The organism is Serratia sp. TSA_130.1, assembly GCF_052691795.1.
The window spans coordinates 399,991-422,510 of sequence record NZ_JBQZFS010000003.1; the positions used below are offsets into that span (position 1 = coordinate 399,991).

Below are 22,520 nucleotides of genomic sequence, written 5' to 3' on the forward strand. Positions count from 1 at the left end.
CACGGAGTAGAAAGGAAACGCATGAAAGCAGCGCGCCCCGGTAAGTTGAGACGCCAGGAAGATCAGGCCAGCTTTGTCAGCTGGCGTTTTGCGTTGCTGTGCGGCTGCATTTTGCTGGCGATGGTTGGCCTGATGCTGCGCGTCGCGTACCTGCAGGTCATCAACCCCGATCGTCTGGTGAAAGAAGGCGACATGCGTTCGCTGCGCGTGCAGGAAGTGCCGACCGCGCGCGGCATGATCAGCGATCGCGCCGGCCGCCCGTTGGCGGTCAGCGTGCCGGTGAATGCGGTGTGGGCCGATCCGAAAGAGCTGAACGAACGCGGCGGCATCACGCTGGACAGCCGTTGGAAAGCGCTTTCCGATGCGCTCAACATCCCGCTGGACCAGCTTTCCAACCGCATCAACGCCAACCCGAAAGGGCGCTTCGTTTATCTGGCGCGCCAGGTTAACCCGGCGATCGGCGACTACATCCACAAACTCAAGCTGCCGGGGATCTACCTGCGGCAGGAGTCGCGCCGTTACTACCCGGCGGGGCAGGTGACGTCGCACATCATCGGCGTGACCAACATCGACGGGCAAGGCATCGAAGGCGTCGAGAAGAGCTTCGATCGCTGGCTGACCGGGCAACCGGGCGAGAGAACGGTGCGCAAGGACCGCTTTGGCCGAGTGATTGAAGATATCTCCTCCGTCGATAGCCAGGCGGCGCATAACCTGGTGCTGAGCGTCGATGAGCGCCTGCAGGCGCTGGTGTATCGCGAGCTGAACAACGCCGTGGCGTTCAACAAGGCCGAATCGGGCACTGCGGTGCTGATCGACGTGAACACTGGCGAAGTGCTGGCGATGGCCAACAGCCCGTCTTATAACCCGAACAACATGGCCGGTACGCCGAAAGAAACCATGCGTAACCGCGCTATCACCGATATTTTTGAACCCGGTTCAACCGTGAAGCCAATGGTGGTGATGACCGCGCTGCAAAACGGCGTGGTGAGAGAAAACAGCGTGCTGAACACCATCCCGTACCGCATTCAGGGCCACGAGATCAAAGACGTGGCGCGGTACTCGGAGCTGTCATTGACCGGGATCTTGCAGAAGTCGAGTAACGTCGGTGTTTCAAAGCTGGCGTTAGCGATGCCGTCCTCAGCGTTAGTAGATACTTACTCTCGTTTTGGGCTGGGAAAAGCGACCAATTTGGGGCTGGTCGGAGAAAGCAGTGGCATATACCCAAAAAAACAACGGTGGTCTGACATAGAGAGGGCCACCTTCTCTTTCGGCTACGGGCTGATGGTAACTCCGTTACAGTTGGCGCGAGTCTATGCAACGATCGGCAGTCTGGGCGTGTATCGCCCATTGTCGATCACCAAGGTTGACCCTCCGGTCGCCGGCGAACGCGTTTTCCCTGAACCTCTGGTGCGCACCGTGGTGCACATGATGGAAAGCGTGGCCTTGCCGGGCGGCGGCGGCGTGAAAGCCGCCATCAAGGGATACCGTATCGCCATCAAAACCGGTACCGCGAAAAAAGTGGGCCCGGACGGCAAATACGTCAACCGATACATCGCTTATACCGCCGGCGTCGCGCCGGCAAGTAACCCCCGTTTTGCCCTGGTGGTCGTCATCAACGACCCGCAGGGTGGGAAATACTATGGTGGCGCAATCTCCGCGCCGGTGTTCGGCGCCATCATGGGCGGCGTATTGCGCACCATGAACGTCGAGCCTGACGCGTTGCCCACCGGTGACAAAAGCGAATTAGTGATTAACAAGAAAGAGGGTTCAGGTGGCAGATCGTAATTTGCGCGACTTACTCGCCCCGTGGGTGCCGACGGCGCCCGGGCGCGCGCTGCGGGAAATGACATTAGACAGCCGTGTGGCGGCTGCCGGGGATCTGTTTGTCGCCGTGGTCGGCCATCAAACGGATGGACGCCGCTATATTCCGCAGGCCATTGCGCAGGGCGTCGCCGCCGTGATCGCCGAAGCTGAGGGTCAGGCCGAAGACGGCGCCATCGTTGAGATGCACGGCGTGCCGGTGATCTACCTGAGCCAACTGAACCAGCGCCTTTCCGCGCTGGCCGGGCGTTTTTACCATCAGCCGGGCGAGCGTCTGCGCCTGGTCGGCGTGACCGGCACCAACGGCAAAACCACCACCACGCAGTTGTTGGCGCAGTGGAGCCAACTGCTGGGCGAAACCAGCGCGGTGATGGGCACCGTCGGCAACGGTCTGCTGGGCCAGGTCTGCCCGACCGAGAATACCACCGGTTCTGCGGTGGATGTTCAACACGTATTAAACGACTTGGCGGAACAGGGCGCGACCTTTGCCGCGATGGAAGTCTCATCCCACGGTTTGGTGCAACACCGGGTGGCGGCGCTGCCGTTCGCTGCCGCGGTCTTCACCAACCTGAGCCGCGATCACCTGGATTACCACGGTGACATGGCCAATTACGAAGCGGCCAAATGGTCGCTGTTCGCCGCCCACAATGTGGGGCAGGCGATCATCAACGCCGACGATGAAGTCGGCCAGCGCTGGCTGAGCAAGCTGCCGGATGCGGTGGCGGTGACGATGCAGGGCAACCTGCAGCCGGGCTGTCACGGCCGCTGGCTGAAAACCACGGCGGTCGATTATCACGACAACGGTGCCACGGTTCGGTTCAGCTCCAGCTGGGGCGACGGCGAGATCGAAAGCCGCCTGATGGGCGCTTTCAACGTCAGCAATCTGCTGTTGGCATTGGCGACGCTGCTGTCGCTGGGCTACCCGCTGGAGGCGCTGGTGGAAACCGGCAACCGTCTGCAGCCGGTCTGCGGCCGCATGGAAGTGTTTAACGCGCCGGGCAAACCGACGGTCGTGGTGGATTACGCCCACACGCCGGATGCGCTGGAGAAAGCGCTGGAAGCGGCGCGCCTGCACTGCCAGGGGCAGCTGTGGTGCGTCTTCGGCTGCGGCGGCGATCGCGACAAGGGCAAGCGTCCGCTGATGGGCGGCATCGCCGAGCAGTTCGCCGATCGCGTGGTGATCACCGATGACAACCCGCGTACCGAAGAGCCGCGCGCGATTATCAACGATATCCTGACCGGATTGCTGGATGCCGGGCAGGCGCTGGTGATCCACGGCCGCGCCGAAGCGGTGACCAGCGCCATCATGCAGGCGCAGGAGCAGGATGTGGTGTTGGTGGCGGGCAAAGGCCACGAAGATTATCAGCTGGTGGGCAACCGCCGCCTGGATTACTCCGACCGCACGACGGTCGCCCGACTGCTGGGGGTGCTGGCATGATCCCTGTCTCTCTTCAGACACTGGCTGAGGTATTGAGCGCTGAACCGATCGGCGCCGATTGCCAAATTGTCGAGGTGACGACAGACACCCGCAAGGTGACCGCCGGTTGCCTGTTTGTGGCGCTGAAAGGCGAGCGTTTCGACGCTCACGACTTCGCGGCGGATGCCATAGCCGCAGGCGCCGGGGCGTTGCTGGTCAGTAAGCGCTTATTGGTGGACGTGCCGCAGCTGGTGGTGAAAGACACCCGTCTGGCGCTGGGGCAGCTTGGCGCCTGGGTGCGTCAGCAGGTGCCGGCGCGCGTGGTGGCGCTGACCGGCTCCTCGGGCAAGACATCGGTGAAAGAAATGACCGCCGCCATTCTGCGTGAATGCGGCGAAGTGCTGTATACCGCCGGCAACTTCAATAACGACATCGGCGTGCCGTTGACGCTGTTGCGTCTGGAGCCGCAGCATGATTTTGCCGTGATAGAGCTGGGCGCTAACCACATTGGCGAAATTGCTTACACCACCGCATTGACGCGTCCGCAGACCGCTTTGGTGAACAACCTGGCGGCGGCGCACCTGGAAGGCTTCGGCTCGCTGGCCGGCGTCGCCCAGGCGAAAGGTGAAATCTTTACCGGCCTGCCGGCCGACGGCGTGGCGATCATCAACGCCGATAACAACGACTGGCCGCACTGGCAGAGCATGCTGGGCGGCAAAACCGTCTGGCGCTTCTCGCCGCAGGCGGCCGAAGGCGTGGACTTCTTCGCGCACGACGTGCGGGTGAACGGCGCAGGTACGCAGTTTACGCTGCACAGCCCGTTCGGCACCGCCGAGATCGCGCTGCCGCTGCCGGGGCGCCACAACGTGGCCAACGCGCTGGCGGCCACGGCGCTGGCGATGTCGGTGGGCGCCACCCTCGAAGCGGTGCGTCAGGGGTTGAAACAATTGCAGGCGGTGCCGGGGCGTTTGTTCCCGGTGGCGCTGGCCGAAGGCAAGCTGCTGCTGGACGACAGCTACAACGCCAACGTCGGGTCGATGACTGCGGCGGCGCAGGTGCTGGCGGAGATGCCGGGCTACCGCGTGATGGTGGTCGGCGATATGGCCGAGCTGGGCGCAGAAGCGGAAGAGTGCCACCGTCAGGTGGGTGAAGCCGCCCGCCAGGCCGGGGTCGATAAAGTGATCAGCGTCGGCGGGTTGAGCCGCGTGCTGAGCGAGGCTTCCGGCAACGGCGAACATTATCAGGACAAGACAGCAGTGATCGCGCGCGTGGCGGAATTACTGTCGGAACATGCGGTCATCACCGTGTTAATCAAAGGTTCACGTAGTGCCGCAATGGAGCAGGTAGTACGCGCGTTACAGGAGAAAGCACCATGTTAGTTTGGCTGGCCGAGCATTTGGTCAAGTATTACTCAGGCTTCAACGTCTTTTCTTATCTGACGTTCCGAGCCATTGTCAGCCTGCTGACCGCGCTGTTCCTGTCGCTGTGGATGGGCCCGCGGGTGATCAAGCGTCTGCAAGAAATGTCCTTCGGCCAGGTGGTGCGTAACGACGGCCCCGAGTCGCACTTCAGCAAGCGCGGCACGCCGACCATGGGCGGCATCATGATCCTGACCTCCATCACCATTTCGGTGCTGATGTGGGCCTACCCGTCCAACCCGTATGTCTGGTGTGTGCTGTTTGTGCTGGTGGGTTACGGCATCGTCGGTTTCGTCGATGACTACCGCAAGGTGGTGCGTAAGGACACCAAAGGGCTGATCGCCCGCTGGAAGTATTTCTGGCAGTCGGTGATTGCGCTGATTGTCGCATTCGCCATGTACGCCGTAGGAAAAGACACGCCAGCCACCGAGCTGGTTGTGCCGTTCTTTAAGGACGTGATGCCGCAGTTGGGCTTGCTGTACATCCTGCTGGCCTATTTCGTCATCGTCGGCACCAGCAACGCGGTCAACCTGACCGACGGTCTGGACGGCCTGGCGATTATGCCGACGGTATTCGTGGCGGCCGGTTTCGCGCTGGTGGCCTGGGCGACCGGTAACATGAACTTCGCCAACTACCTGCATATTCCGTATCTGCGTCATGCCGGTGAGTTGGTGATCGTCTGCACCGCCATCGTCGGCGCCGGCCTCGGCTTCCTGTGGTTCAACACCTACCCGGCGCAGGTGTTTATGGGCGACGTCGGTTCGCTGGCGCTGGGCGGCGCGCTGGGCACCATCGCGGTGCTGCTGCGCCAGGAGTTTTTGTTGGTGATCATGGGCGGCGTATTCGTGGTAGAGACGCTGTCGGTGATCCTGCAGGTGGGATCGTTCAAGCTGCGCGGACAACGCATTTTCCGCATGGCGCCGATTCACCACCACTATGAATTGAAAGGCTGGCCGGAGCCGCGCGTGATCGTGCGCTTCTGGATCATTTCGCTGATGCTGGTGCTGATTGGCCTGGCAACGCTGAAGGTGCGTTAATCATGGCAGACTATCAGGGTAGAAAAGTCGTCATCATCGGGTTGGGCCTCACCGGCCTGTCCTGTGTCGATTTCTTCATGTCACGCGGCGTGACGCCGCGCGTGATGGATACCCGTATCGCGCCGCCAGGGTTGGACAAACTGCCTGAAAGCGTGGAGCGCCATCTGGGCGATTTGAACCAGGACTGGCTGCTGGCGGCGGATCTCATCGTCGCCAGCCCGGGCGTCGCGCTGGCGACCCCGGCGTTGAGCGCCGCGGCTGACGCCGGCGTGGAAATCGTCGGCGACGTCGAACTGTTCTGCCGCGAGGCGCAGGCGCCGATCGTGGCGATTACCGGCTCCAACGGCAAGAGCACCGTCACCACCCTGGTGGGCGAGATGGCGAAAGCCGCCGGTTGGGCGGTGGGCGTGGGCGGCAATATCGGCCTGCCGGCGCTGAGCCTGTTGCGCCAGGAATGTCAGCTTTACGTGCTGGAGCTGTCCAGCTTCCAGCTGGAAACGACGTATAGCCTGCGGGCGGCGGCGGCGACCATCCTGAACGTGACCGAAGATCATATGGATCGCTATCCGTTCGGCCTGCAGCAGTATCGCGGCGCCAAGCTGCGCGTGTATGAAAACGCCGCGGTGTGCGTGGTGAACGCGGACGATGCGCTGACCATGCCGGTGCGCGGCGCCGACGAACGCTGCGTTAGCTTCGGGGCGGACGTGGGCGACTATCACCTGAACCGTCAGCAGGGCGAAACCTGGCTGCGGGTGCGCGGTGAGAAGGTGCTGAACACGCGCGAGATGAAGCTGACCGGCCGCCACAACTACACCAACGCCCTGGCGGCGCTGGCGTTGGCGGATGCGGTCAATATCCCGCGTGCCTCCAGCCTGAAGGCGTTGACCACCTTCACCGGCCTGGCGCACCGCTTCCAGCTGGCCTGGGAGCACAACGGCGTGCGTTGGATCAACGATTCCAAAGCCACCAACGTCGGCAGCACCGAAGCGGCACTGAACGGCCTGCAGGTGGACGGCACGCTGCATCTGCTGCTGGGCGGCGACGGCAAGTCCGCCGATTTCTCGCCGCTGGCGCGCTATCTGCAGGGCGACAACGTGCGGCTGTATTGCTTTGGCCGCGACGGCGCCCAGCTGGCGCAGCTGCGGCCGGAAGTGGCGACGCTGACCGAGACCATGGAGCAGGCGATGCGCACCATCGCCGGCCGCGTACAGCCCGGCGATATGGTGCTGTTGTCGCCGGCCTGCGCCAGTCTCGATCAGTTCCGTAATTTTGAAGTGCGCGGCGATGAGTTCGCCCGCCTGGCGCAGGAGCTTGGCGGATGAAACTACGCTTGCCGAACTTCGGGCTGACAGAACGGCTGAAAGACTGGGTGACCGGCGCGCGCGACAACGACGCGGTCAACATGGTGCTGTACGATCGCACCCTGCTGTGGCTGACCTTCGGGTTGGCGATCATCGGCTTCGTGATGGTGACCTCGGCGTCGATGCCGATCGGCCAACGCCTGGCGGACGATCCGTTCCTGTTCGCCAAACGCGATGCGCTGTACCTCGGCCTGGCGTTCGGCCTGTCGCTGGTGACGCTGCGCATCCCGATGGAAGTTTGGCAGCGCTACAGCAACGTGATGCTGCTGATGTCGATCGTGATGCTGCTGATCGTCCTGGTGGTGGGGAGCTCGGTGAACGGGGCCTCGCGCTGGATCGCGCTCGGCCCGCTGCGTATTCAGCCGGCGGAGCTGTCCAAGCTGTCGCTGTTCTGCTACCTGGCGAGCTATCTGGTGCGCAAGGTGGAAGAGGTGCGCAGCAACTTCTGGGGCTTCTGTAAGCCGATGGGTGTCATGGTGGTGCTGGCGGTGCTGCTGCTGGCGCAGCCGGATCTCGGCACCGTGGTGGTGCTGTTCATCACCACGCTGGCGATGCTGTTCCTGGCCGGCGCGAAAATGTGGCAGTTCCTGGCGATCATCGGCTCCGGCGTGTTCGCCGTGGTGCTGCTGATTATCGCGGAACCGTACCGTATGCGCCGCGTGACCTCGTTCTGGAACCCGTGGGCCGACCCGTTCGGCAGCGGCTACCAGTTGACCCAGTCGCTGATGGCATTCGGCCGCGGCGAGTTCTGGGGGCAGGGGCTCGGCAACTCGGTGCAGAAACTGGAGTATTTGCCGGAAGCGCACACCGACTTCATCTTCTCCATTTTGGGTGAAGAACTGGGCTATATCGGTGTGGTTTTAGCCCTGTTAATGGTATTCTTCGTCGCTTTTCGCGCGATGTCCATCGGGCGCCGCGCGCTGGAGATCGACCAACGCTTCTCCGGCTTCCTGGCCTGCGCGATCGGCGTGTGGTTCAGCTTCCAGGCGCTGGTTAACGTCGGCGCCGCCGCGGGCATGTTGCCGACCAAAGGTCTGACGCTGCCGCTGATCAGTTACGGCGGCTCGAGCTTGCTGATTATGTCGACGGCGATCGTGCTGTTGCTGCGAATTGATTATGAAACGCGCCTGACCAAGGCTCAGGCGTTTGTGAAGAGGTAAGGGATGAGCGGGAAACCTAAGCGTTTAATGGTGATGGCAGGCGGTACTGGCGGGCACGTGTTCCCGGGGCTGGCGGTCGCGCATCATCTGATGGCGCAGGGCTGGCAGGTGCGCTGGCTCGGAACCGCAGACCGAATGGAAGCCGATCTGGTGCCGAAGCACGGGATCGAGATTGATTTTATCCGCATCTCTGGCCTGCGCGGCAAGGGCCTGAAGGCCCAGTTGACGGCGCCGCTGCGGATCTGGCAGGCGGTGCGGCAGGCGAAAGCCATCATGCGCAGCTATCAGCCGGATGTGGTGCTGGGGATGGGCGGTTACGTTTCCGGCCCCGGCGGCCTGGCGGCCTGGCAGTGCGGCATCCCGGTGGTGCTGCACGAGCAGAACGGCATTGCCGGCTTGACCAACCGCTGGCTGGCGCGCATCGCCGCCAAAGTGATGCAGGCCTTCCCCGGCGCATTCCCGAACGCCGAGGTGGTGGGCAACCCGGTGCGCACCGACGTGTTGGCGCTGCCGTTGCCGGCGGAGCGGTTGCAAGGGCGCGAAGGCCCGATCCGCGTGCTGGTGATTGGCGGAAGTCAGGGCGCCCGCGTGCTGAATCAGACAGTTCCTGAAGTCGCGGCGCGTTTGGGCGATAGAATTACGCTCTGGCATCAGGTTGGCAAGGGCGCGCTGGAAACGGTGCTGCGCGACTACGAGAGGGTAGGGCAGACACAGCACAAGGTGACCGAGTTCATCGACGACATGGCCGCCGCCTATGCCTGGGCCGACGTAGTGGTCTGCCGCTCCGGCGCGTTGACCGTCAGCGAAATCGCGGCGGCGGGGCTGCCGGCGATTTTCGTGCCGTTCATGCACAAGGATCGTCAACAGTACTGGAACGCACGCCCGCTGGAAGAAGCCGGCGCGGCGAAGATTATCGAACAGCCGCAGTTCAACGCCGATGTGGTGGCCGAACTGCTGGCGAGCTGGGATCGCAAGACGCTGCTGGCCATGGCCGAGAAAGCGCGCGCGGTCGCCATTCCGGACGCCACCGAGCGCGTGGCGGCGGAGCTGGTGCGGCTCGCCAAGTAACGAGTGCAGGGGTTCGGCGCGCCGAACCTGAATAAAAGCAATGTGATGTAGGCCGGGATACCGGATCCGGATTAGAGAGAGTGATGAATACACAACAACTGGCGAAACTACGTACTATCGTGCCCGAGATGCGTCGCGTCCGGCACATTCACTTTGTCGGCATCGGTGGCGCCGGCATGGGTGGTATCGCCGAAGTGTTGGCAAACGAAGGGTATCAGATCAGCGGCTCCGACCTGGCGCCAAATCCGGTGACCCAGCAGTTGAGCGCGCTCGGGGCGACGATTTATTTCAATCACCGTCCGGAAAACGTGCTGGATGCGAGCGTGGTGGTGGTGTCTACCGCCATCTCCGCCGACAACCCGGAGATCGTCGCCGCCCGTGAAGCGCGCATCCCGGTGATCCGCCGCGCTGAAATGCTGGCGGAGCTGATGCGTTTTCGCCACGGCATCGCTATCGCCGGCACGCACGGCAAAACCACCACCACGGCGATGGTCTCGAGCATTTACGCCGAAGCCCGCCTGGACCCGACCTTCGTTAACGGCGGGCTGGTGAAGGCGGCGGGCACCCACGCACGATTGGGGTCCAGCCGTTATCTGATCGCGGAAGCGGATGAGAGCGATGCGTCGTTCCTGCATCTGCAGCCGATGGTGGCCGTGGTCACCAACATCGAAGCCGACCACATGGACACCTACCAGGGCGACTTCGAGAACCTGAAGCAGACGTTTATCAATTTCTTGCACAACTTGCCGTTCTACGGTCGCGCGGTGATGTGCATCGACGATCCGGTGGTGCGTGAGCTGCTGCCGCGCGTGGGTCGTCATATCACCACCTACGGCTTCAGTGAAGATGCCGATGTGCGCATCGAAGACTACCGGCAGATTGGGCCGCAGGGGCACTTTACTCTGAGCCGTCAGGACAAACCGTTGCTGACGGTAACGCTGAACGCGCCGGGCCGCCACAATGCGTTGAACGCAGCGGCGGCGGTGGCGGTAGCGACCGAAGAAGGCATCGACGACGAAGATATCCTGCGCGCGCTGGCGGGCTTCCAGGGCACCGGGCGCCGCTTCGATTTCCTCGGCGAGTTTCCGCTGGAGCCGGTCAACGGCAAAGCGGGCAGCGCGATGCTGGTGGACGATTACGGCCACCATCCGACCGAAGTGGACGCCACGCTGAAGGCGGCGCGCGCCGGTTGGCCGGACAAGCGTCTGGTGATGATCTTCCAGCCGCACCGCTACACGCGTACCCGCGATCTGTACGACGATTTCGCCAACGTGCTGTCGCAGGTGGATGTGCTGCTGATGCTCGACGTGTACGCCGCCGGCGAAGCGCCGATCCCGGGCGCGGACAGCCGCTCGCTGTGCCGCACCATCCGCAGCCGCGGCAAGCTGGATCCGATCCTGGTTTCCGATGCCGATACCGTGCCGGAAACCCTGGCGCAGCTGCTGCAGGATGAAGACCTGGTGCTGGTGCAAGGCGCCGGCAACGTGGGCAAAATCGCCCGTAAACTGGCCGAGCTGAAACTGCAGCCGCCGAAGAAAGAGGAGGAGCACCATGGCTGATAAAGTTGCAGTTCTGCTGGGCGGCACCTCCGCTGAACGTGACGTTTCTCTGCAGTCCGGCGCCGCGGTGCTGGCCGGGTTGCGCGAAGCCGGTATCGATGCGCACGGCGTCGATACCCGCGATTTCCCGGTGACCCAGCTGAAAGAGCAGGGGTTCACCAAAGTGTTTATCGCGCTGCACGGCCGCGGCGGCGAGGACGGCACCCTGCAGGGGCTGCTGGAGTTTCTCGAGTTGCCTTATACCGGCAGCGGCGTGATGGCCTCGGCGCTGACCATGGACAAATGGCGCACCAAGATGGTGTGGCAATCGATGGGCTTGCCGGTGGCGCCTTACGTGGCGCTGAATCGCCAGCTGTATCTCGGCGCCGAAAAAGCGGCGCTGCTGGCGCGCGTGGCGGATCTCGGTCTGCCGGTGATCGTCAAGCCGAGCCGTGAAGGCTCCAGCGTTGGCATGAGCAAGGTCACCGAAAGCGCGGCGTTGGCAGCGGCGTTGGAAGAAGCCTTCCGCCATGACGACGATGTGCTGGTGGAGAAGTGGTTGAGCGGCCCGGAATACACCGTGGCGATGCTGGGCGACCAGGTGCTGCCGTCTATTCGTATCCAGCCGGCCGGCGTGTTTTACGACTATCAGGCCAAGTACATTTCGGACGACACGCAGTACTTCTGCCCGAGCGGTTTGAGCGCCGAGCAGGAAGCCGAGATGGCGGCGTTGGCGCTGCGCGCCTACCGCGGTCTGGACTGCAGCGGCTGGGGCCGCGTCGATGTGATGCAAGACAGCGATGGCAGCTTCTATCTGCTTGAGGTGAATACCTCTCCGGGCATGACCAGTCATAGCCTGGTGCCGATGGCGGCGCGCCAGTTTGGATTAAGCTTCTCGCAGCTAGTGGCGAGAATTTTGGAGTTGGCCGACTGATATGTCGCAAGCTGCCCTGAATGCGCGCGATCGCGAGGTGGATAACGGCCCGCGCCGCAGCAATGGAACCCAGTTGGCGGGAATGATTTTCCTGCTGATGGTGTTGGGAACGGTCGTGTGGAGCGGTTGGGCGGTGCTTGGCTGGATGAAAGACGCCAGTCGCCTGCCGCTCTCAAGGCTGGTGGTGACCGGCGAACGCCATTACACCACCAACGATGATATTCGTCAGGCGATCCTGGCGCTGGGCGCGCCCGGCACCTTTATGACGCAGGATGTGGACGTTATCCAGCAGCAGATCGAACGTCTGCCGTGGATCAAGCAGGCCAGCGTGCGCAAACAATGGCCGGATGAGCTGAAGATCCATCTGGTGGAGTATGTCCCGGTGGCGCGCTGGAACGATTTGCACATGGTGGACGCCGAGGGCAAAGCGTTCAGCGTGCCGGCGGAGCGGGCGGGCAAGCAGAAGTTGCCGCTGCTCTACGGGCCGGAAGGGAGCGAGCAGGATGTGCTGGAAGGCTATCGGGCGATGAGCGCCACGTTGGCGGCCAGCAAATATACGCTGAAAATGGCGGCGATGACCGCGCGCCATTCCTGGCAGCTGGCGCTGGACAACGATGTCCGGCTTGAGCTGGGGCGCGATGACCGCAACGGGCGTTTGCAGCGGTTTATCGAGCTTTACCCGGTATTGCAGCAGCAGGGCCAGGCGGAGAGCAAGCGTGTCAGCTATGTCGATCTGCGCTACGAGTCCGGCGCTTCGGTAGGGTGGGCTCCGGTGTTGGTCGATCCGCAGGCGCTTGGCGGTCAGCAAAACAGTAATCAGCAACAGAATCAGGCACAGGCAAAACAACAATGATCAAGTCGACGGACAGAAAACTGGTAGTTGGACTGGAGATCGGTACTGCAAAAGTCTCCGCGTTGGTAGGGGAAGTTCTGCCCGATGGCATGGTCAACATTATCGGGGTGGGCAGTTGCCCGTCTCGCGGCATGGATAAGGGCGGCGTAAACGACCTGGAGTCGGTGGTGAAGTGCGTACAGCGCGCCATCGATCAGGCCGAGCTGATGGCGGACTGCCAGATCTCGTCGGTGTACCTGGCGCTGTCGGGCAAACACATCAGCTGCCAGAACGAAATCGGCATGGTGCCTATCTCAGAAGAGGAAGTGACGCAGGACGACGTGGAGAACGTGGTGCACACCGCCAAATCGGTGCGCGTGCGTGACGAACACCGCATCCTGCACGTGATTCCTCAGGAATACGCCATCGATTATCAGGAAGGCATCAAAAACCCGGTTGGGCTGTCCGGCGTGCGCATGCAGGCCAAGGTGCATCTGATTACCTGCCATAACGATATGGCGAAGAACATCGTCAAGGCCGTGGAACGTTGCGGCCTGAAAGTTGACCAACTTATTTTCGCCGGTCTGGCCGCGAGCTACGCGGTGCTGACCGAAGATGAACGCGAACTCGGCGTTTGCGTGGTGGATATCGGCGGCGGCACCATGGATATGGCGGTGTACACCGGCGGTGCGCTGCGCCATACCAAAGTGATCCCTTACGCCGGGAACGTGGTCACCAGCGATATCGCTTACGCCTTCGGCACGCCGCCGACCGACGCGGAAGCGATTAAAGTTCGACACGGTTGTGCGCTTGGGTCGATTGTTAGCAAGGATGAGAATGTAGAGGTGCCTAGCGTCGGGGGACGTCCTCCGCGCAGTCTGCAAAGACAGACGCTGGCTGAAGTCATTGAGCCACGCTACACCGAACTGTTGAATCTGGTTAACGATGAAATTTTGCAATTGCAGGAGCAACTGCGTCAGCAAGGGGTGAAGCATCATCTGGCGGCCGGTATCGTGCTGACCGGTGGCGCCGCCCAGATTGATGGCCTGGCAGCCTGTGCGCAACGGGTGTTCCACACCCAGGTACGCATCGGCCAACCCTTGAACATCACGGGTCTGACGGATTATGCGCAGGAGCCTTACTACTCGACGGCGGTAGGTCTGCTGCACTATGGAAAAGAGTCTCACCTGAGCGGTGAGACAGAAGTAGAAAAACGCGCCTCGGTGGGCAATTGGTTTAAACGCATCAATAGCTGGCTGAGAAAAGAGTTTTAATGTTTCAACAAAGAGATCATGCTGAGTAATCTTTTTATGATCTCGCAGCGACAGGCACAAAACGGAGAGAAACTATGTTTGAACCAATGGAACTAACCAATGACGCGGTGATTAAAGTCATCGGCGTCGGCGGCGGCGGTGGCAACGCCGTTGAACACATGGTGCGCGAGCGCATCGAAGGTGTTGAATTCTTCGCTGTGAACACGGACGCCCAGGCGCTCCGCAAAACGGCGGTTGGCCAAACCATCCAGATTGGTAGCGGTATTACCAAAGGTCTGGGTGCGGGCGCGAACCCGGAAGTGGGTCGCAATTCAGCGGAAGAAGACCGCGAAGCCCTGCGCGCAGCGCTGGACGGCGCAGACATGGTCTTCATCGCAGCCGGCATGGGCGGCGGCACCGGTACCGGTGCGGCGCCAGTGGTGGCTGAAGTGGCTAAAGATTTGGGTATTCTGACCGTGGCCGTGGTGACCAAGCCTTTCAACTTCGAAGGCAAAAAGCGCATGGCATTCGCGGAGCAGGGTATCGCTGAACTGTCCAAACACGTGGACTCACTGATCACCATCCCGAACGACAAGCTGTTGAAAGTTCTGGGGCGCGGCATCTCCCTGCTGGACGCGTTCGGCGCGGCCAACGACGTGCTGAAAGGCGCGGTGCAGGGTATCGCCGAGCTGATCACCCGTCCGGGCCTGATGAACGTCGACTTCGCCGACGTGCGCACCGTGATGTCCGAAATGGGCTACGCGATGATGGGTTCCGGCGTGGCTTGCGGTGAAGACCGCGCCGAAGAAGCGGCCGAAATGGCGATCTCCAGCCCACTGCTGGAAGACATCGACCTGTCCGGCGCGCGCGGCGTACTGGTCAACATCACCGCCGGCTTCGACCTGCGTCTGGATGAGTTCGAAACCGTGGGTAACACCATCCGTGCGTTCGCTTCCGACAACGCCACCGTGGTTATCGGTACCTCGCTGGATCCGGAAATGAACGACGAACTGCGCGTAACCGTGGTTGCAACCGGTATCGGTATGGACAAGCGTCCTGAAATCACCCTGGTGACCAATAAGCAGGCCAGCCAGCCGGTGATGGATCACCGTTATCAGCAGCACGGCATGTCGCCTCTGCCGCAGGAAGTGAAACCTGCCGCGAAGGTGGTCAACGACCAAGCTGCGCAGCCGAATAAAGAGCCCGACTATCTTGATATTCCAGCCTTCCTGCGTAAACAGGCAGACTAAGAATATCCTGAGAATTTGGAATCTCCGCTCTTTGTGCTAAACTGTCCCGCCAGCCATGCTGTATGCTTGGCTGGTAGGATGGATAACATTGCGAGATAAAACGATGATCAAACAAAGGACATTAAAACGTATTGTTCAGGCGACTGGCGTCGGTTTGCATACCGGCAAGAAAGTCACGCTGACAATGCGCCCAGCGCCGGCTAATACCGGGGTCATCTATCGTCGCACTGACTTGAATCCACCGGTTGATTTTCCGGCTGATGCAAAATCCGTGCGTGATACCATGCTCTGTACTTGCCTGGTGAATGAGCATGACGTGCGTATTTCGACCGTTGAGCATCTTAACGCCGCGCTGGCTGGGCTGGGCATCGACAACATCGTCATCGAAGTCGACGCCGCTGAAATCCCAATCATGGACGGCAGCGCCAGTCCGTTCGTGTTCTTGCTGCTGGATGCCGGCATCGAAGAACTGAACTCGGCGAAGAAATTCCTGCGTCTGAAAGAGACCGTACGCGTTGAAGATGGCGATAAGTGGGCCGAGCTGTCCCCGCATAACGGGTTCCGCCTGGACTTCACCATCGACTTCAACCACCCGGCCATCGACGCCAGCTCTCAGCGCTATCGTCTTGATTTCTCGGCTGAGTCGTTCGTGCGTCAAATCAGCCGCGCGCGCACCTTCGGGTTCATGCGTGATATCGAATACCTGCAGTCCCGCGGCCTGGCCTTGGGCGGCAGCTTCGACTGCGCCATCGTGGTAGACGACTACCGCGTGCTGAACGAAGACGGTCTGCGTTTCGAAGACGAATTCGTACGTCACAAAATGCTGGACGCCATCGGCGACCTGTTCATGTGCGGCCACAACATCATTGGCGCGTTCACCGCGTTCAAGTCTGGCCACGCGCTGAACAACAAACTGCTGCAGGCCGTGCTGGCCAAGCAGGAAGCGTGGGAATACGTGACCTTCCAGGACGAAGCCGAAATGCCATTGGCATTCAAGGCACCGTCTACCGTATTGGCGTAAGGTCTGCATTCCTCACCTGCGAATAACGGCAGGCGCATCCCCTGAGAGCCTGAGAATTCAGGCTCACGATGGTGTGATGTCGGCTGTCCGGTATTTTGCAGTCCGTGTCGCTGATTACTTATCACGACTGGTTGTGTTGGTACCCTCTCCGGCCAATGCAGCCAGCCGTTCCAATATCTTGCGCAGTTTCTCTGGGCTACGGCTCGCTAATCCCCTCAGCTCTTCCGCACTCTCCAGACTCAAATGCCGCATCGGCACGGGTTTTTCCGGCGCTTTTTCGGCGTTTTGCACCTGGTTGCTGCCTTTCGCCATCAAGGCCGGATTAATCCTGATGTCGATCGACGACAATGATGGTAGAATTTGCGCTCGTAGTGCAGACAGCAAAGCGGGTTGTTCGTAGCGCAAGCGCATCATCCAACTGGCATTTGCCGTTTCGAGCACTAAAATACCCTGTCGGAAATTCGCGACGCGGCACCAGGGATGCAGGGGAGCGGGCAACAGGCCCTTCACTGCACGGTTAAGCTTGAGCAGCGCCACCGCGCGTTGCTGGACGTTATGCAGCGGCCCTTTGCTGCCGGCAGACGCGTCGTCGAACAGGACATCTAATAATTGTGGACGGCTATCGCGCATAATGGGCTCCGGCGGATTATAAACTCGTGATCGGTATTCTAAATCGTTGGCGACAATTTGGCAGACGTTATTTCTGGCCCCATCTCCTGTTAGGGATGGTTGCGGCCACGCTTGGCGCGCCTTCCAATTTGTCCGGCGCACCCGATCAGGCCGCATTGCCGAGCACATCGTCCAGTCTTAACCGGCAAAATTCGGCCAACGGCACCTTCAACAGCCTGGCCCTGCTGCAGGACGCGCATCGCCGTCCTACCTTCAGCGTAGATTATTGGCAGCAACATGCGCTGCGCACCGTCATTCGTCACCTCTCTTTCGCGCTGGCGCCGCAGGCGGTTTATGCGCGTGTGCAGGAGAGCGAAGCCGAAGCGGAACCCCCTTTGCAGGTAGCGCAACTGGCGCTGCTTTCTACTCTCAACGCGCTGCTGACGCACGAGCCGAAGCCGCCGACCATCATTCGCCACACCCACCTTGAGGTGCTGCCAACGCTGGCGCGGCACCAGACCGGCCTGTGGGTGGCGCAGGTGCAGGGCATTCGCGCCGGGCCCGTCGCCCTCGTCTGATCTCGCCCTTTGGGCACAAAAACCATAAATAATAGCAAGTTGACTGCCGCGCTCGGCGGTCATGACAGAGATATCAAACATCATGTTAGTGAAATTATTAACCAAAGTTTTTGGCAGCCGTAACGATCGTACCCTGCGCCGCATGCGCAAAGTGGTTGAGCAGATCAACCGCATGGAACCGGACATGGAAAAGCTGTCCGATGACGAGTTGAAAGCGAAAACCAACGAATTCCGCGCGCGCCTGGAGAAAGGCGAATCGCTGGAAAGCCTGATCCCGGAGGCCTTCGCCGTGGTGCGTGAGGCGAGCAAGCGCGTGTTCGGCATGCGTCACTTCGACGTGCAGCTGCTGGGCGGCATGGTACTGAACGACCGCTGCATCGCCGAGATGCGCACCGGTGAAGGTAAAACCCTGACCGCGACGCTGCCGGCTTATCTGAACGCCCTGAGCGGCCGCGGCGTGCACGTCGTGACCGTCAACGACTATCTGGCGCAGCGCGACGCCGAAAACAACCGTCCGCTGTTCGAGTTCCTCGGTCTGAGCATCGGCATCAACCTGCCGGGCATGCCGGCGCCGGCCAAGCGCGAAGCTTACGCTGCCGACATCACCTACGGCACCAACAACGAGTACGGCTTCGACTACCTGCGCGACAACATGGCGTTCAGCCCGGAAGAGCGCGTGCAGCGCAAACTTCACTATGCGCTGGTGGATGAGGTGGACTCCATCCTGATCGATGAAGCGCGTACGCCGCTGATCATCTCCGGCCCGGCAGAAGACAGCTCCGAGATGTACATCAAGGTCAACAAGCTGATCCCTAAACTGATCCGCCAGGAAAAAGAAGACTCCGACACCTTCAAAGGTGAAGGGCACTTCTCGGTGGACGAGAAGGCGCGTCAGGTACACCTGACCGAACGCGGCCTGATCCTGATCGAAGAGATGCTGGTGGAAGCCGGCATCATGGATGAAGGCGAATCGCTGTACTCGCCGACCAACATCATGCTGATGCACCACGTTACCGCCGCGCTGCGCGCTCACGTGCTGTTCACCCGCGACGTGGACTACATCGTGAAAGACGGCGAAGTGATCATCGTCGATGAGCACACCGGCCGTACCATGCAGGGCCGCCGCTGGTCCGACGGTCTGCACCAGGCGGTGGAAGCCAAAGAAGGCGTGGAGATCCAGAACGAGAACCAGACGCTGGCTTCTATCACCTTCCAGAACTACTTCCGTCTGTATGAGAAGCTGGCCGGGATGACCGGTACCGCCGATACCGAAGCCTTCGAATTCAGCTCGATCTACAAGCTGGACACGATCGTGGTGCCAACCAACCGTCCGATGATCCGTAAGGATATGCCGGATCTGGTGTACATGACCGAGAAAGAGAAGATCGGCGCCATCATTGAAGACATCCGCGAGCGTACCGCCAAAGGCCAGCCGGTGCTGGTGGGGACCATCTCGATTGAGAAATCCGAAGTGGTGTCCCGAGAGCTGACCAAAGCGGGCATCGACCACAAGGTGTTGAACGCCAAATTCCACGCCATGGAAGCGGACATCGTCGCCCAGGCCGGCCAGAGCGGTGCGGTGACCATCGCCACCAACATGGCGGGTCGTGGTACCGATATCGTGCTGGGCGGCAGCTGGCAGGCCGAAGTGGCGCTGCTGGAAGAACCGACCGAAGAGCAGATCGAAGCCATCAAAGCCGCCTGGAAAGAGCGCCACGACGCGGTGCTGGCGGCGGGCGGCCTGCATATCATCGGCACCGAGCGCCATGAATCGCGCCGTATCGATAACCAGCTGCGCGGCCGTTCCGGTCGTCAGGGCGACGCCGGTTCATCCCGCTTCTACCTGTCGATGGAAGATGCCCTGATGCGTATCTTCGCCTCGGATCGCGTGTCCGGCATGATGCGTAAACTGGGCATGAAAGAAGGCGAAGCCATTGAGCACCCGTGGGTGACCAAGGCGATCGCCAACGCGCAGCGCAAAGTGGAAAGCCGCAACTTCGATATCCGTAAGCAACTGCTGGAATACGACGACGTCGCCAACGATCAGCGCCGCGCCATCTACAGCCAGCGCAACGAGTTGCTGGACGTGTCCGACGTGAGCGAAACCATCGCCAGCATCCGCGAGGACGTGTTCAAGAGCACCATCGACAACTACATCACGCCGCAGTCGCTGGAAGAAGAGTGGGATATTCAGGGGCTGGAAGAGCGCCTGAAGAACGACTTCGATCTGGAGATGCCGATCGCCCAGTGGCTGGACAAAGAGCCGGAGCTGCACGAAGAGACGCTGCGCGAACGTATTCTGGAGAACGCCAAAGAGCAGTACCTGCGTAAGGAAGAAGTGGTCGGCAGCGAAATGATGCGCAACTTCGAGAAGGGCGTGATGCTGCAGACGCTGGATTCCCTGTGGAAAGAGCACCTGGCGGCGATGGACTACCTGCGTCAGGGCATCCACCTGCGCGGCTATGCGCAGAAGGATCCGAAGCAGGAGTACAAGCGCGAATCCTTCAACATGTTCGCCACCATGCTGGAATCGCTGAAATATGAAGTGATCAGTGTGCTGAGCAAGGTACAGGTGCGGATGCCGGAAGAGGTGGAAGCGCTGGAACAGCAGCGCCGTGAAGAGGCCGAGCGTCTGGCGCAGCAGCAACAGCTGAGCCACCACGACGAGAACGCGCTGGTGACCGAAGATCCGAACGCGCCGGCGACCGCCGAGCGCAAAGTGGGCCGCAACGATCCTTGCCCATGCGGTTCCGGCAAGAAATACAAGCAGTGCCACGGCCGCCTGCAGTAATGCCGGCCGCGGTTGACCGATAATACCCAGGGGTTCAGCTTGCTGAGCCCCTGTTTTTTGGCACCCATCAGGAGGGTGAGATGAAACATCTGAATATCGCCGTGGGCATCATCCGCAATGCTCAACGGGAGATCTTTATTACCCGCCGCGCCGCTGACGCGCACATGGCCGGATTTTGGGAGTTTCCCGGCGGCAAGATCGAACCGGGTGAGACGCCGGAACAGGCGCTGAACCGCGAGCTGCGTGAAGAGACCGGTATCGAAGCCGAGCGGGCCGAACTGCTGGAGGTGGTGGAACATCGCTTCAGCGATCGCATCGTGACGCTGAATTTTTATCTGGTGGAGCATTGGGCGGGCGAGCCGTTTGGCCGTGAGGGGCAGCCGATGCGCTGGGTAAAACAGGCGGAGCTGCGTGAAGACGAGTTCCCGGAAGCCAACGCCGGCATTATCCAACTGCTGGTGGCGCAGGCTGGCGCCGCCCAATAACACTATCGGCCTGGCGTGCGCCAGGCCTTCAATCGGCGATTAGCGGTCGTCGAGTTCGCTCCAGTCCTCACTTTCCGACAGATCGCTGTTGCTCGGAATGCGCTTCTCTTCATCGGCCCACTCGCCAAGATCGATCAGTTGGCAGCGCTTGCTGCAAAACGGCCGGAACGGGCTGACTTCGCCCCAAACCACGCCGGTGCCACAGGTTGGGCATTTCACTACGGTCGTCATAACGGTTCCTTACGCCTTCTGGCGGTGCTGAGAAGGCTTGCTTTCATGAGTTCAACAACAGGCCAGTTCGAACGTCAGGCGTTCAGGCACCATGCCATGTTCGCTGTCCAACGGCAGGAAACGAATGGCATAACGCGTCTTGTGGCCGGAAATTTGCGGATAAAGCTGCGGCGCCAGATGAAGGCGCAGGCGCAGCAGGTCCGCCCCTTCGGCGTTGTCCTGGAAAAAGCCGTTCAGACTGATTTGATTGCGGAACGGCCCCGACTGACGGATCAGATCCAGCACCATGATCAGCGCCTGGTTCAGCGGATCCAGCGACTGCAGCCAGGCGGCGACGTCGGCATCGCGATCCTGCTGCGGCGCATGCATCCACATGTGCAGGGTCGGCAAATCGAAGCTGCAGCAGCCGCCGGGAATGTTCAGACGCTGGCGCACCAGGCCGATCAGCCGGTCTTCACGCAGTGCCTGACCGAGGCGCGGTGCCGCCATCAGCGCCGATGAACGCGACTTCAACTGGCCGCGCAACTGCTCGATCAGCGCCATATCCACGCCCGGCACATCGGCCCAGGCCAACAGTTTTTGCTGCTGACGCTCCAGCTCTTTGAGCAGTTCGGTGCGTACCTCGCCGCGCTCCAGTACGTCCAGCAAATCGGAGACGGTGCGGAAAAAGGTAAGGGCGATGGCGGTTTCGCTCAGGGCGCGCTGGCCGTGCAGATGTTGCAGTAAAAACTCGATGCGCAGCCAGGTACGCATTTTTTCGTTCAGCGGGTGTTCAAAGAGAACGGTTGGGGAAACATCACTCATGCAGTTTAATCCTGTTGGGGCGCTGTTGCCGCCAGTTCAAGGTAGCGACGATGCAGTGCGGCGACCCGTGGCTCTATCCCCTGAGCGGCGCCGCTGTTGTCAATAATGTCATCCGCCACGGCGAGGCGCTGCTGGCGCGTGGCCTGGGCGGCGAGAATGCTCTGCGCTTGCTCGCGGCTGATGCCGTCGCGCGCGATGGTGCGAGCCAACTGGGTTTCGGTGTCGACGTCGATCACCAGCACCCGATCGGCGCGATCCTGCAGGCCGTTTTCCACCAGCAGCGGCACGACCCACAGCGCGTACGGGCTGGCTGCCTGCGCCAGTTGGCGTTGGGTCTCGCGGTGTATCAGCGGATGCAGCAGTTGGTTCAGCCAGGTTTTATCATCGGGGTGGCTGAAGATGCGCTGACGCAGCGCAGCGCGGTTGAGCGCGCCGTCCGGCAGCAACATTTCATTACCAAATCGCTCGGCGATCGCGGCCAGAGCAGGGGTGCCCGGCTCAACGACCTGACGGGCGATCACGTCGGCATCGACAATGGCTGCGCCGTGGCGCGCAAAGGCGTTCGCAACGGTCGTTTTGCCGCTGCCTATGCCCCCGGTCAACGCAACAATGTAGGCCATGGTGTTAGGTGCATCCGATGTTCATAAAAAAATAATAGACGAATCATAAAGCGATCGCGCAGAAGTGCAAGTCGGCAGGCGGCGCTTGCGCCTCGGCCCCGTTTGGACGGCGAGAAAAAGCGCAGCGGCACGGCAGAAATGAGCGGGCAATCACACTGCGATTATGCAGGTAAATTTGTCGGATTGTAGCGTAAATAAAGGCGAATTCGCAGTCTTGTTCGGCGATTATTAGCGCGTATTATAACGTCACTGGAACTGGCATTAATCTCGCCGTCATCTTTCCGCGCCACGG

At 61.1% G+C, this 22,520-nt stretch carries 20 protein-coding genes; 16 read left to right on the forward strand and 4 right to left on the reverse strand.

What is annotated here, in order from left to right; genetic code table 11:
- Positions 1-21 precede the first annotated feature (21 nt).
- The 13 genes from ACUTQY_RS14960 (at position 22) to lpxC (ending at position 16,110) form a co-directional block, all read left to right on the forward strand.
- Entirely contained in the window at positions 22-1,785 is a 1,764-nt protein-coding gene (locus ACUTQY_RS14960; protein WP_004932790.1) for a peptidoglycan glycosyltransferase FtsI, read from the forward strand.
- Complete coding sequence (gene murE / locus ACUTQY_RS14965) at positions 1,772-3,259, forward strand: UDP-N-acetylmuramoyl-L-alanyl-D-glutamate--2,6-diaminopimelate ligase (RefSeq protein ID WP_033641853.1); 1,488 nt, start codon at positions 1,772-1,774, stop codon at positions 3,257-3,259. Before ACUTQY_RS14960 ends, murE begins: the two co-directional genes overlap by 14 nt.
- Positions 3,256-4,617 carry a UDP-N-acetylmuramoyl-tripeptide--D-alanyl-D-alanine ligase gene (gene murF / locus ACUTQY_RS14970; RefSeq protein ID WP_033641854.1) on the forward strand — a complete coding sequence of 454 codons (1,362 nt, stop codon included), beginning with the start codon at positions 3,256-3,258 and terminating at the stop codon, positions 4,615-4,617. The genes murE and murF overlap by 4 nt, the downstream gene beginning before the upstream one ends.
- Positions 4,611-5,693, forward strand: coding sequence for a phospho-N-acetylmuramoyl-pentapeptide-transferase (mraY, locus tag ACUTQY_RS14975; RefSeq protein ID WP_004932782.1), 1,083 nt, complete (start codon positions 4,611-4,613; stop codon positions 5,691-5,693). Before murF ends, mraY begins: the two co-directional genes overlap by 7 nt.
- A gap of 2 nt (positions 5,694-5,695) precedes the next feature.
- Positions 5,696-7,015, forward strand: a complete 1,320-nt coding sequence (gene murD, locus ACUTQY_RS14980) for a UDP-N-acetylmuramoyl-L-alanine--D-glutamate ligase (protein WP_046688231.1) — start codon at positions 5,696-5,698, stop codon at positions 7,013-7,015.
- A complete protein-coding gene (ftsW, locus tag ACUTQY_RS14985; protein WP_015376649.1) occupies positions 7,012-8,214 on the forward strand; it encodes a cell division protein FtsW in 1,203 nt (400 codons plus the stop codon). The genes murD and ftsW overlap by 4 nt, the downstream gene beginning before the upstream one ends.
- Before the next feature lie 3 nt (positions 8,215-8,217).
- On the forward strand, positions 8,218-9,282 hold the full coding sequence (murG, locus tag ACUTQY_RS14990; RefSeq protein ID WP_004932773.1) for an undecaprenyldiphospho-muramoylpentapeptide beta-N-acetylglucosaminyltransferase: 1,065 nt from the start codon (positions 8,218-8,220) through the stop codon (positions 9,280-9,282).
- An 83-nt stretch (positions 9,283-9,365) separates the two neighbouring features.
- Positions 9,366-10,841, forward strand: a complete 1,476-nt coding sequence (gene murC / locus ACUTQY_RS14995; RefSeq protein WP_025301571.1) for a UDP-N-acetylmuramate--L-alanine ligase — start codon at positions 9,366-9,368, stop codon at positions 10,839-10,841.
- Positions 10,834-11,754 (forward strand): D-alanine--D-alanine ligase, encoded by a 921-nt coding sequence (locus ACUTQY_RS15000; RefSeq protein ID WP_033651670.1) that lies wholly within the window; start codon positions 10,834-10,836, stop codon positions 11,752-11,754. The genes murC and ACUTQY_RS15000 overlap by 8 nt, the downstream gene beginning before the upstream one ends.
- Before the next feature lies 1 nt (position 11,755).
- On the forward strand, positions 11,756-12,607 hold the full coding sequence (gene ftsQ / locus ACUTQY_RS15005) for a cell division protein FtsQ (protein ID WP_004932761.1): 852 nt from the start codon (positions 11,756-11,758) through the stop codon (positions 12,605-12,607).
- A complete protein-coding gene (gene ftsA / locus ACUTQY_RS15010) occupies positions 12,604-13,860 on the forward strand; it encodes a cell division protein FtsA (RefSeq protein ID WP_004932758.1) in 1,257 nt (418 codons plus the stop codon). The genes ftsQ and ftsA overlap by 4 nt, the downstream gene beginning before the upstream one ends.
- A gap of 74 nt (positions 13,861-13,934) precedes the next feature.
- Positions 13,935-15,089, forward strand: a complete 1,155-nt coding sequence (gene ftsZ, locus ACUTQY_RS15015; RefSeq protein ID WP_004932757.1) for a cell division protein FtsZ — start codon at positions 13,935-13,937, stop codon at positions 15,087-15,089.
- 103 nt (positions 15,090-15,192) lie between these two features.
- The gene (gene lpxC / locus ACUTQY_RS15020; protein ID WP_004932754.1) at positions 15,193-16,110 is read left to right on the forward strand and encodes a UDP-3-O-acyl-N-acetylglucosamine deacetylase; all 918 of its coding nucleotides are present in this window, start codon (positions 15,193-15,195) and stop codon (positions 16,108-16,110) included.
- 114 nt (positions 16,111-16,224) lie between these two features.
- On the opposite strand, the gene ACUTQY_RS15025 is transcribed toward lpxC, so the two are convergent.
- The gene (locus ACUTQY_RS15025) at positions 16,225-16,740 is read right to left on the reverse strand and encodes a DUF721 domain-containing protein (RefSeq protein ID WP_004932751.1); all 516 of its coding nucleotides are present in this window, start codon (positions 16,738-16,740) and stop codon (positions 16,225-16,227) included.
- Positions 16,741-16,766: 26 nt separating this feature from the next.
- Between ACUTQY_RS15025 and secM the strand changes: the two genes are divergently transcribed.
- The 3 genes from secM to mutT all read left to right on the forward strand — a co-directional run bounded on the left by secM (position 16,767) and on the right by mutT (position 20,573).
- A complete protein-coding gene (gene secM / locus ACUTQY_RS15030; RefSeq protein WP_033641856.1) occupies positions 16,767-17,297 on the forward strand; it encodes a secA translation cis-regulator SecM in 531 nt (176 codons plus the stop codon).
- 82 nt (positions 17,298-17,379) lie between these two features.
- On the forward strand, positions 17,380-20,088 hold the full coding sequence (secA, locus tag ACUTQY_RS15035) for a preprotein translocase subunit SecA (RefSeq protein WP_042783690.1): 2,709 nt from the start codon (positions 17,380-17,382) through the stop codon (positions 20,086-20,088).
- 80 nt (positions 20,089-20,168) lie between these two features.
- Positions 20,169-20,573, forward strand: coding sequence for an 8-oxo-dGTP diphosphatase MutT (gene mutT, locus ACUTQY_RS15040; protein WP_033651668.1), 405 nt, complete (start codon positions 20,169-20,171; stop codon positions 20,571-20,573).
- A gap of 39 nt (positions 20,574-20,612) precedes the next feature.
- Here the strand turns inward: mutT and yacG are convergent, their stop codons facing one another.
- From yacG to coaE, 3 genes are read right to left on the reverse strand one after another with little or no spacing between them, the layout of a single operon-like run.
- Positions 20,613-20,804, reverse strand: coding sequence for a DNA gyrase inhibitor YacG (gene yacG / locus ACUTQY_RS15045; RefSeq protein WP_025301578.1), 192 nt, complete (start codon positions 20,802-20,804; stop codon positions 20,613-20,615).
- A 51-nt stretch (positions 20,805-20,855) separates the two neighbouring features.
- Entirely contained in the window at positions 20,856-21,608 is a 753-nt protein-coding gene (zapD, locus tag ACUTQY_RS15050) for a cell division protein ZapD (protein ID WP_342188230.1), read from the reverse strand.
- A gap of 5 nt (positions 21,609-21,613) precedes the next feature.
- On the reverse strand, positions 21,614-22,228 hold the full coding sequence (gene coaE, locus ACUTQY_RS15055; protein WP_025301580.1) for a dephospho-CoA kinase: 615 nt from the start codon (positions 22,226-22,228) through the stop codon (positions 21,614-21,616).
- Positions 22,229-22,520 lie beyond the last annotated feature (292 nt).

Coding starts and splice junctions, on each gene's coding strand:
- ACUTQY_RS14960 (WP_004932790.1), top strand. CDS start 22: ATGAAAGCAGCGCGCCCCGGTAAGTTGAGACGCCAGGAAGATCAGGCC.
- murF (WP_033641854.1), top strand. CDS start 3,256: ATGATCCCTGTCTCTCTTCAGACACTGGCTGAGGTATTGAGCGCTGAA.
- mraY (WP_004932782.1), top strand. CDS start 4,611: ATGTTAGTTTGGCTGGCCGAGCATTTGGTCAAGTATTACTCAGGCTTC.
- murD (WP_046688231.1), top strand. CDS start 5,696: ATGGCAGACTATCAGGGTAGAAAAGTCGTCATCATCGGGTTGGGCCTC.
- ftsW (WP_015376649.1), top strand. CDS start 7,012: ATGAAACTACGCTTGCCGAACTTCGGGCTGACAGAACGGCTGAAAGAC.
- murG (WP_004932773.1), top strand. CDS start 8,218: ATGAGCGGGAAACCTAAGCGTTTAATGGTGATGGCAGGCGGTACTGGC.
- murC (WP_025301571.1), top strand. CDS start 9,366: ATGAATACACAACAACTGGCGAAACTACGTACTATCGTGCCCGAGATG.
- ACUTQY_RS15000 (WP_033651670.1), top strand. CDS start 10,834: ATGGCTGATAAAGTTGCAGTTCTGCTGGGCGGCACCTCCGCTGAACGT.
- ftsQ (WP_004932761.1), top strand. CDS start 11,756: ATGTCGCAAGCTGCCCTGAATGCGCGCGATCGCGAGGTGGATAACGGC.
- ftsA (WP_004932758.1), top strand. CDS start 12,604: ATGATCAAGTCGACGGACAGAAAACTGGTAGTTGGACTGGAGATCGGT.
- ftsZ (WP_004932757.1), top strand. CDS start 13,935: ATGTTTGAACCAATGGAACTAACCAATGACGCGGTGATTAAAGTCATC.
- lpxC (WP_004932754.1), top strand. CDS start 15,193: ATGATCAAACAAAGGACATTAAAACGTATTGTTCAGGCGACTGGCGTC.
- ACUTQY_RS15025 (WP_004932751.1), bottom strand. CDS start 16,740: ATGCGCGATAGCCGTCCACAATTATTAGATGTCCTGTTCGACGACGCG.
- secA (WP_042783690.1), top strand. CDS start 17,380: ATGTTAGTGAAATTATTAACCAAAGTTTTTGGCAGCCGTAACGATCGT.
- mutT (WP_033651668.1), top strand. CDS start 20,169: ATGAAACATCTGAATATCGCCGTGGGCATCATCCGCAATGCTCAACGG.
- yacG (WP_025301578.1), bottom strand. CDS start 20,804: ATGACGACCGTAGTGAAATGCCCAACCTGTGGCACCGGCGTGGTTTGG.
- zapD (WP_342188230.1), bottom strand. CDS start 21,608: ATGAGTGATGTTTCCCCAACCGTTCTCTTTGAACACCCGCTGAACGAA.
- coaE (WP_025301580.1), bottom strand. CDS start 22,228: ATGGCCTACATTGTTGCGTTGACCGGGGGCATAGGCAGCGGCAAAACG.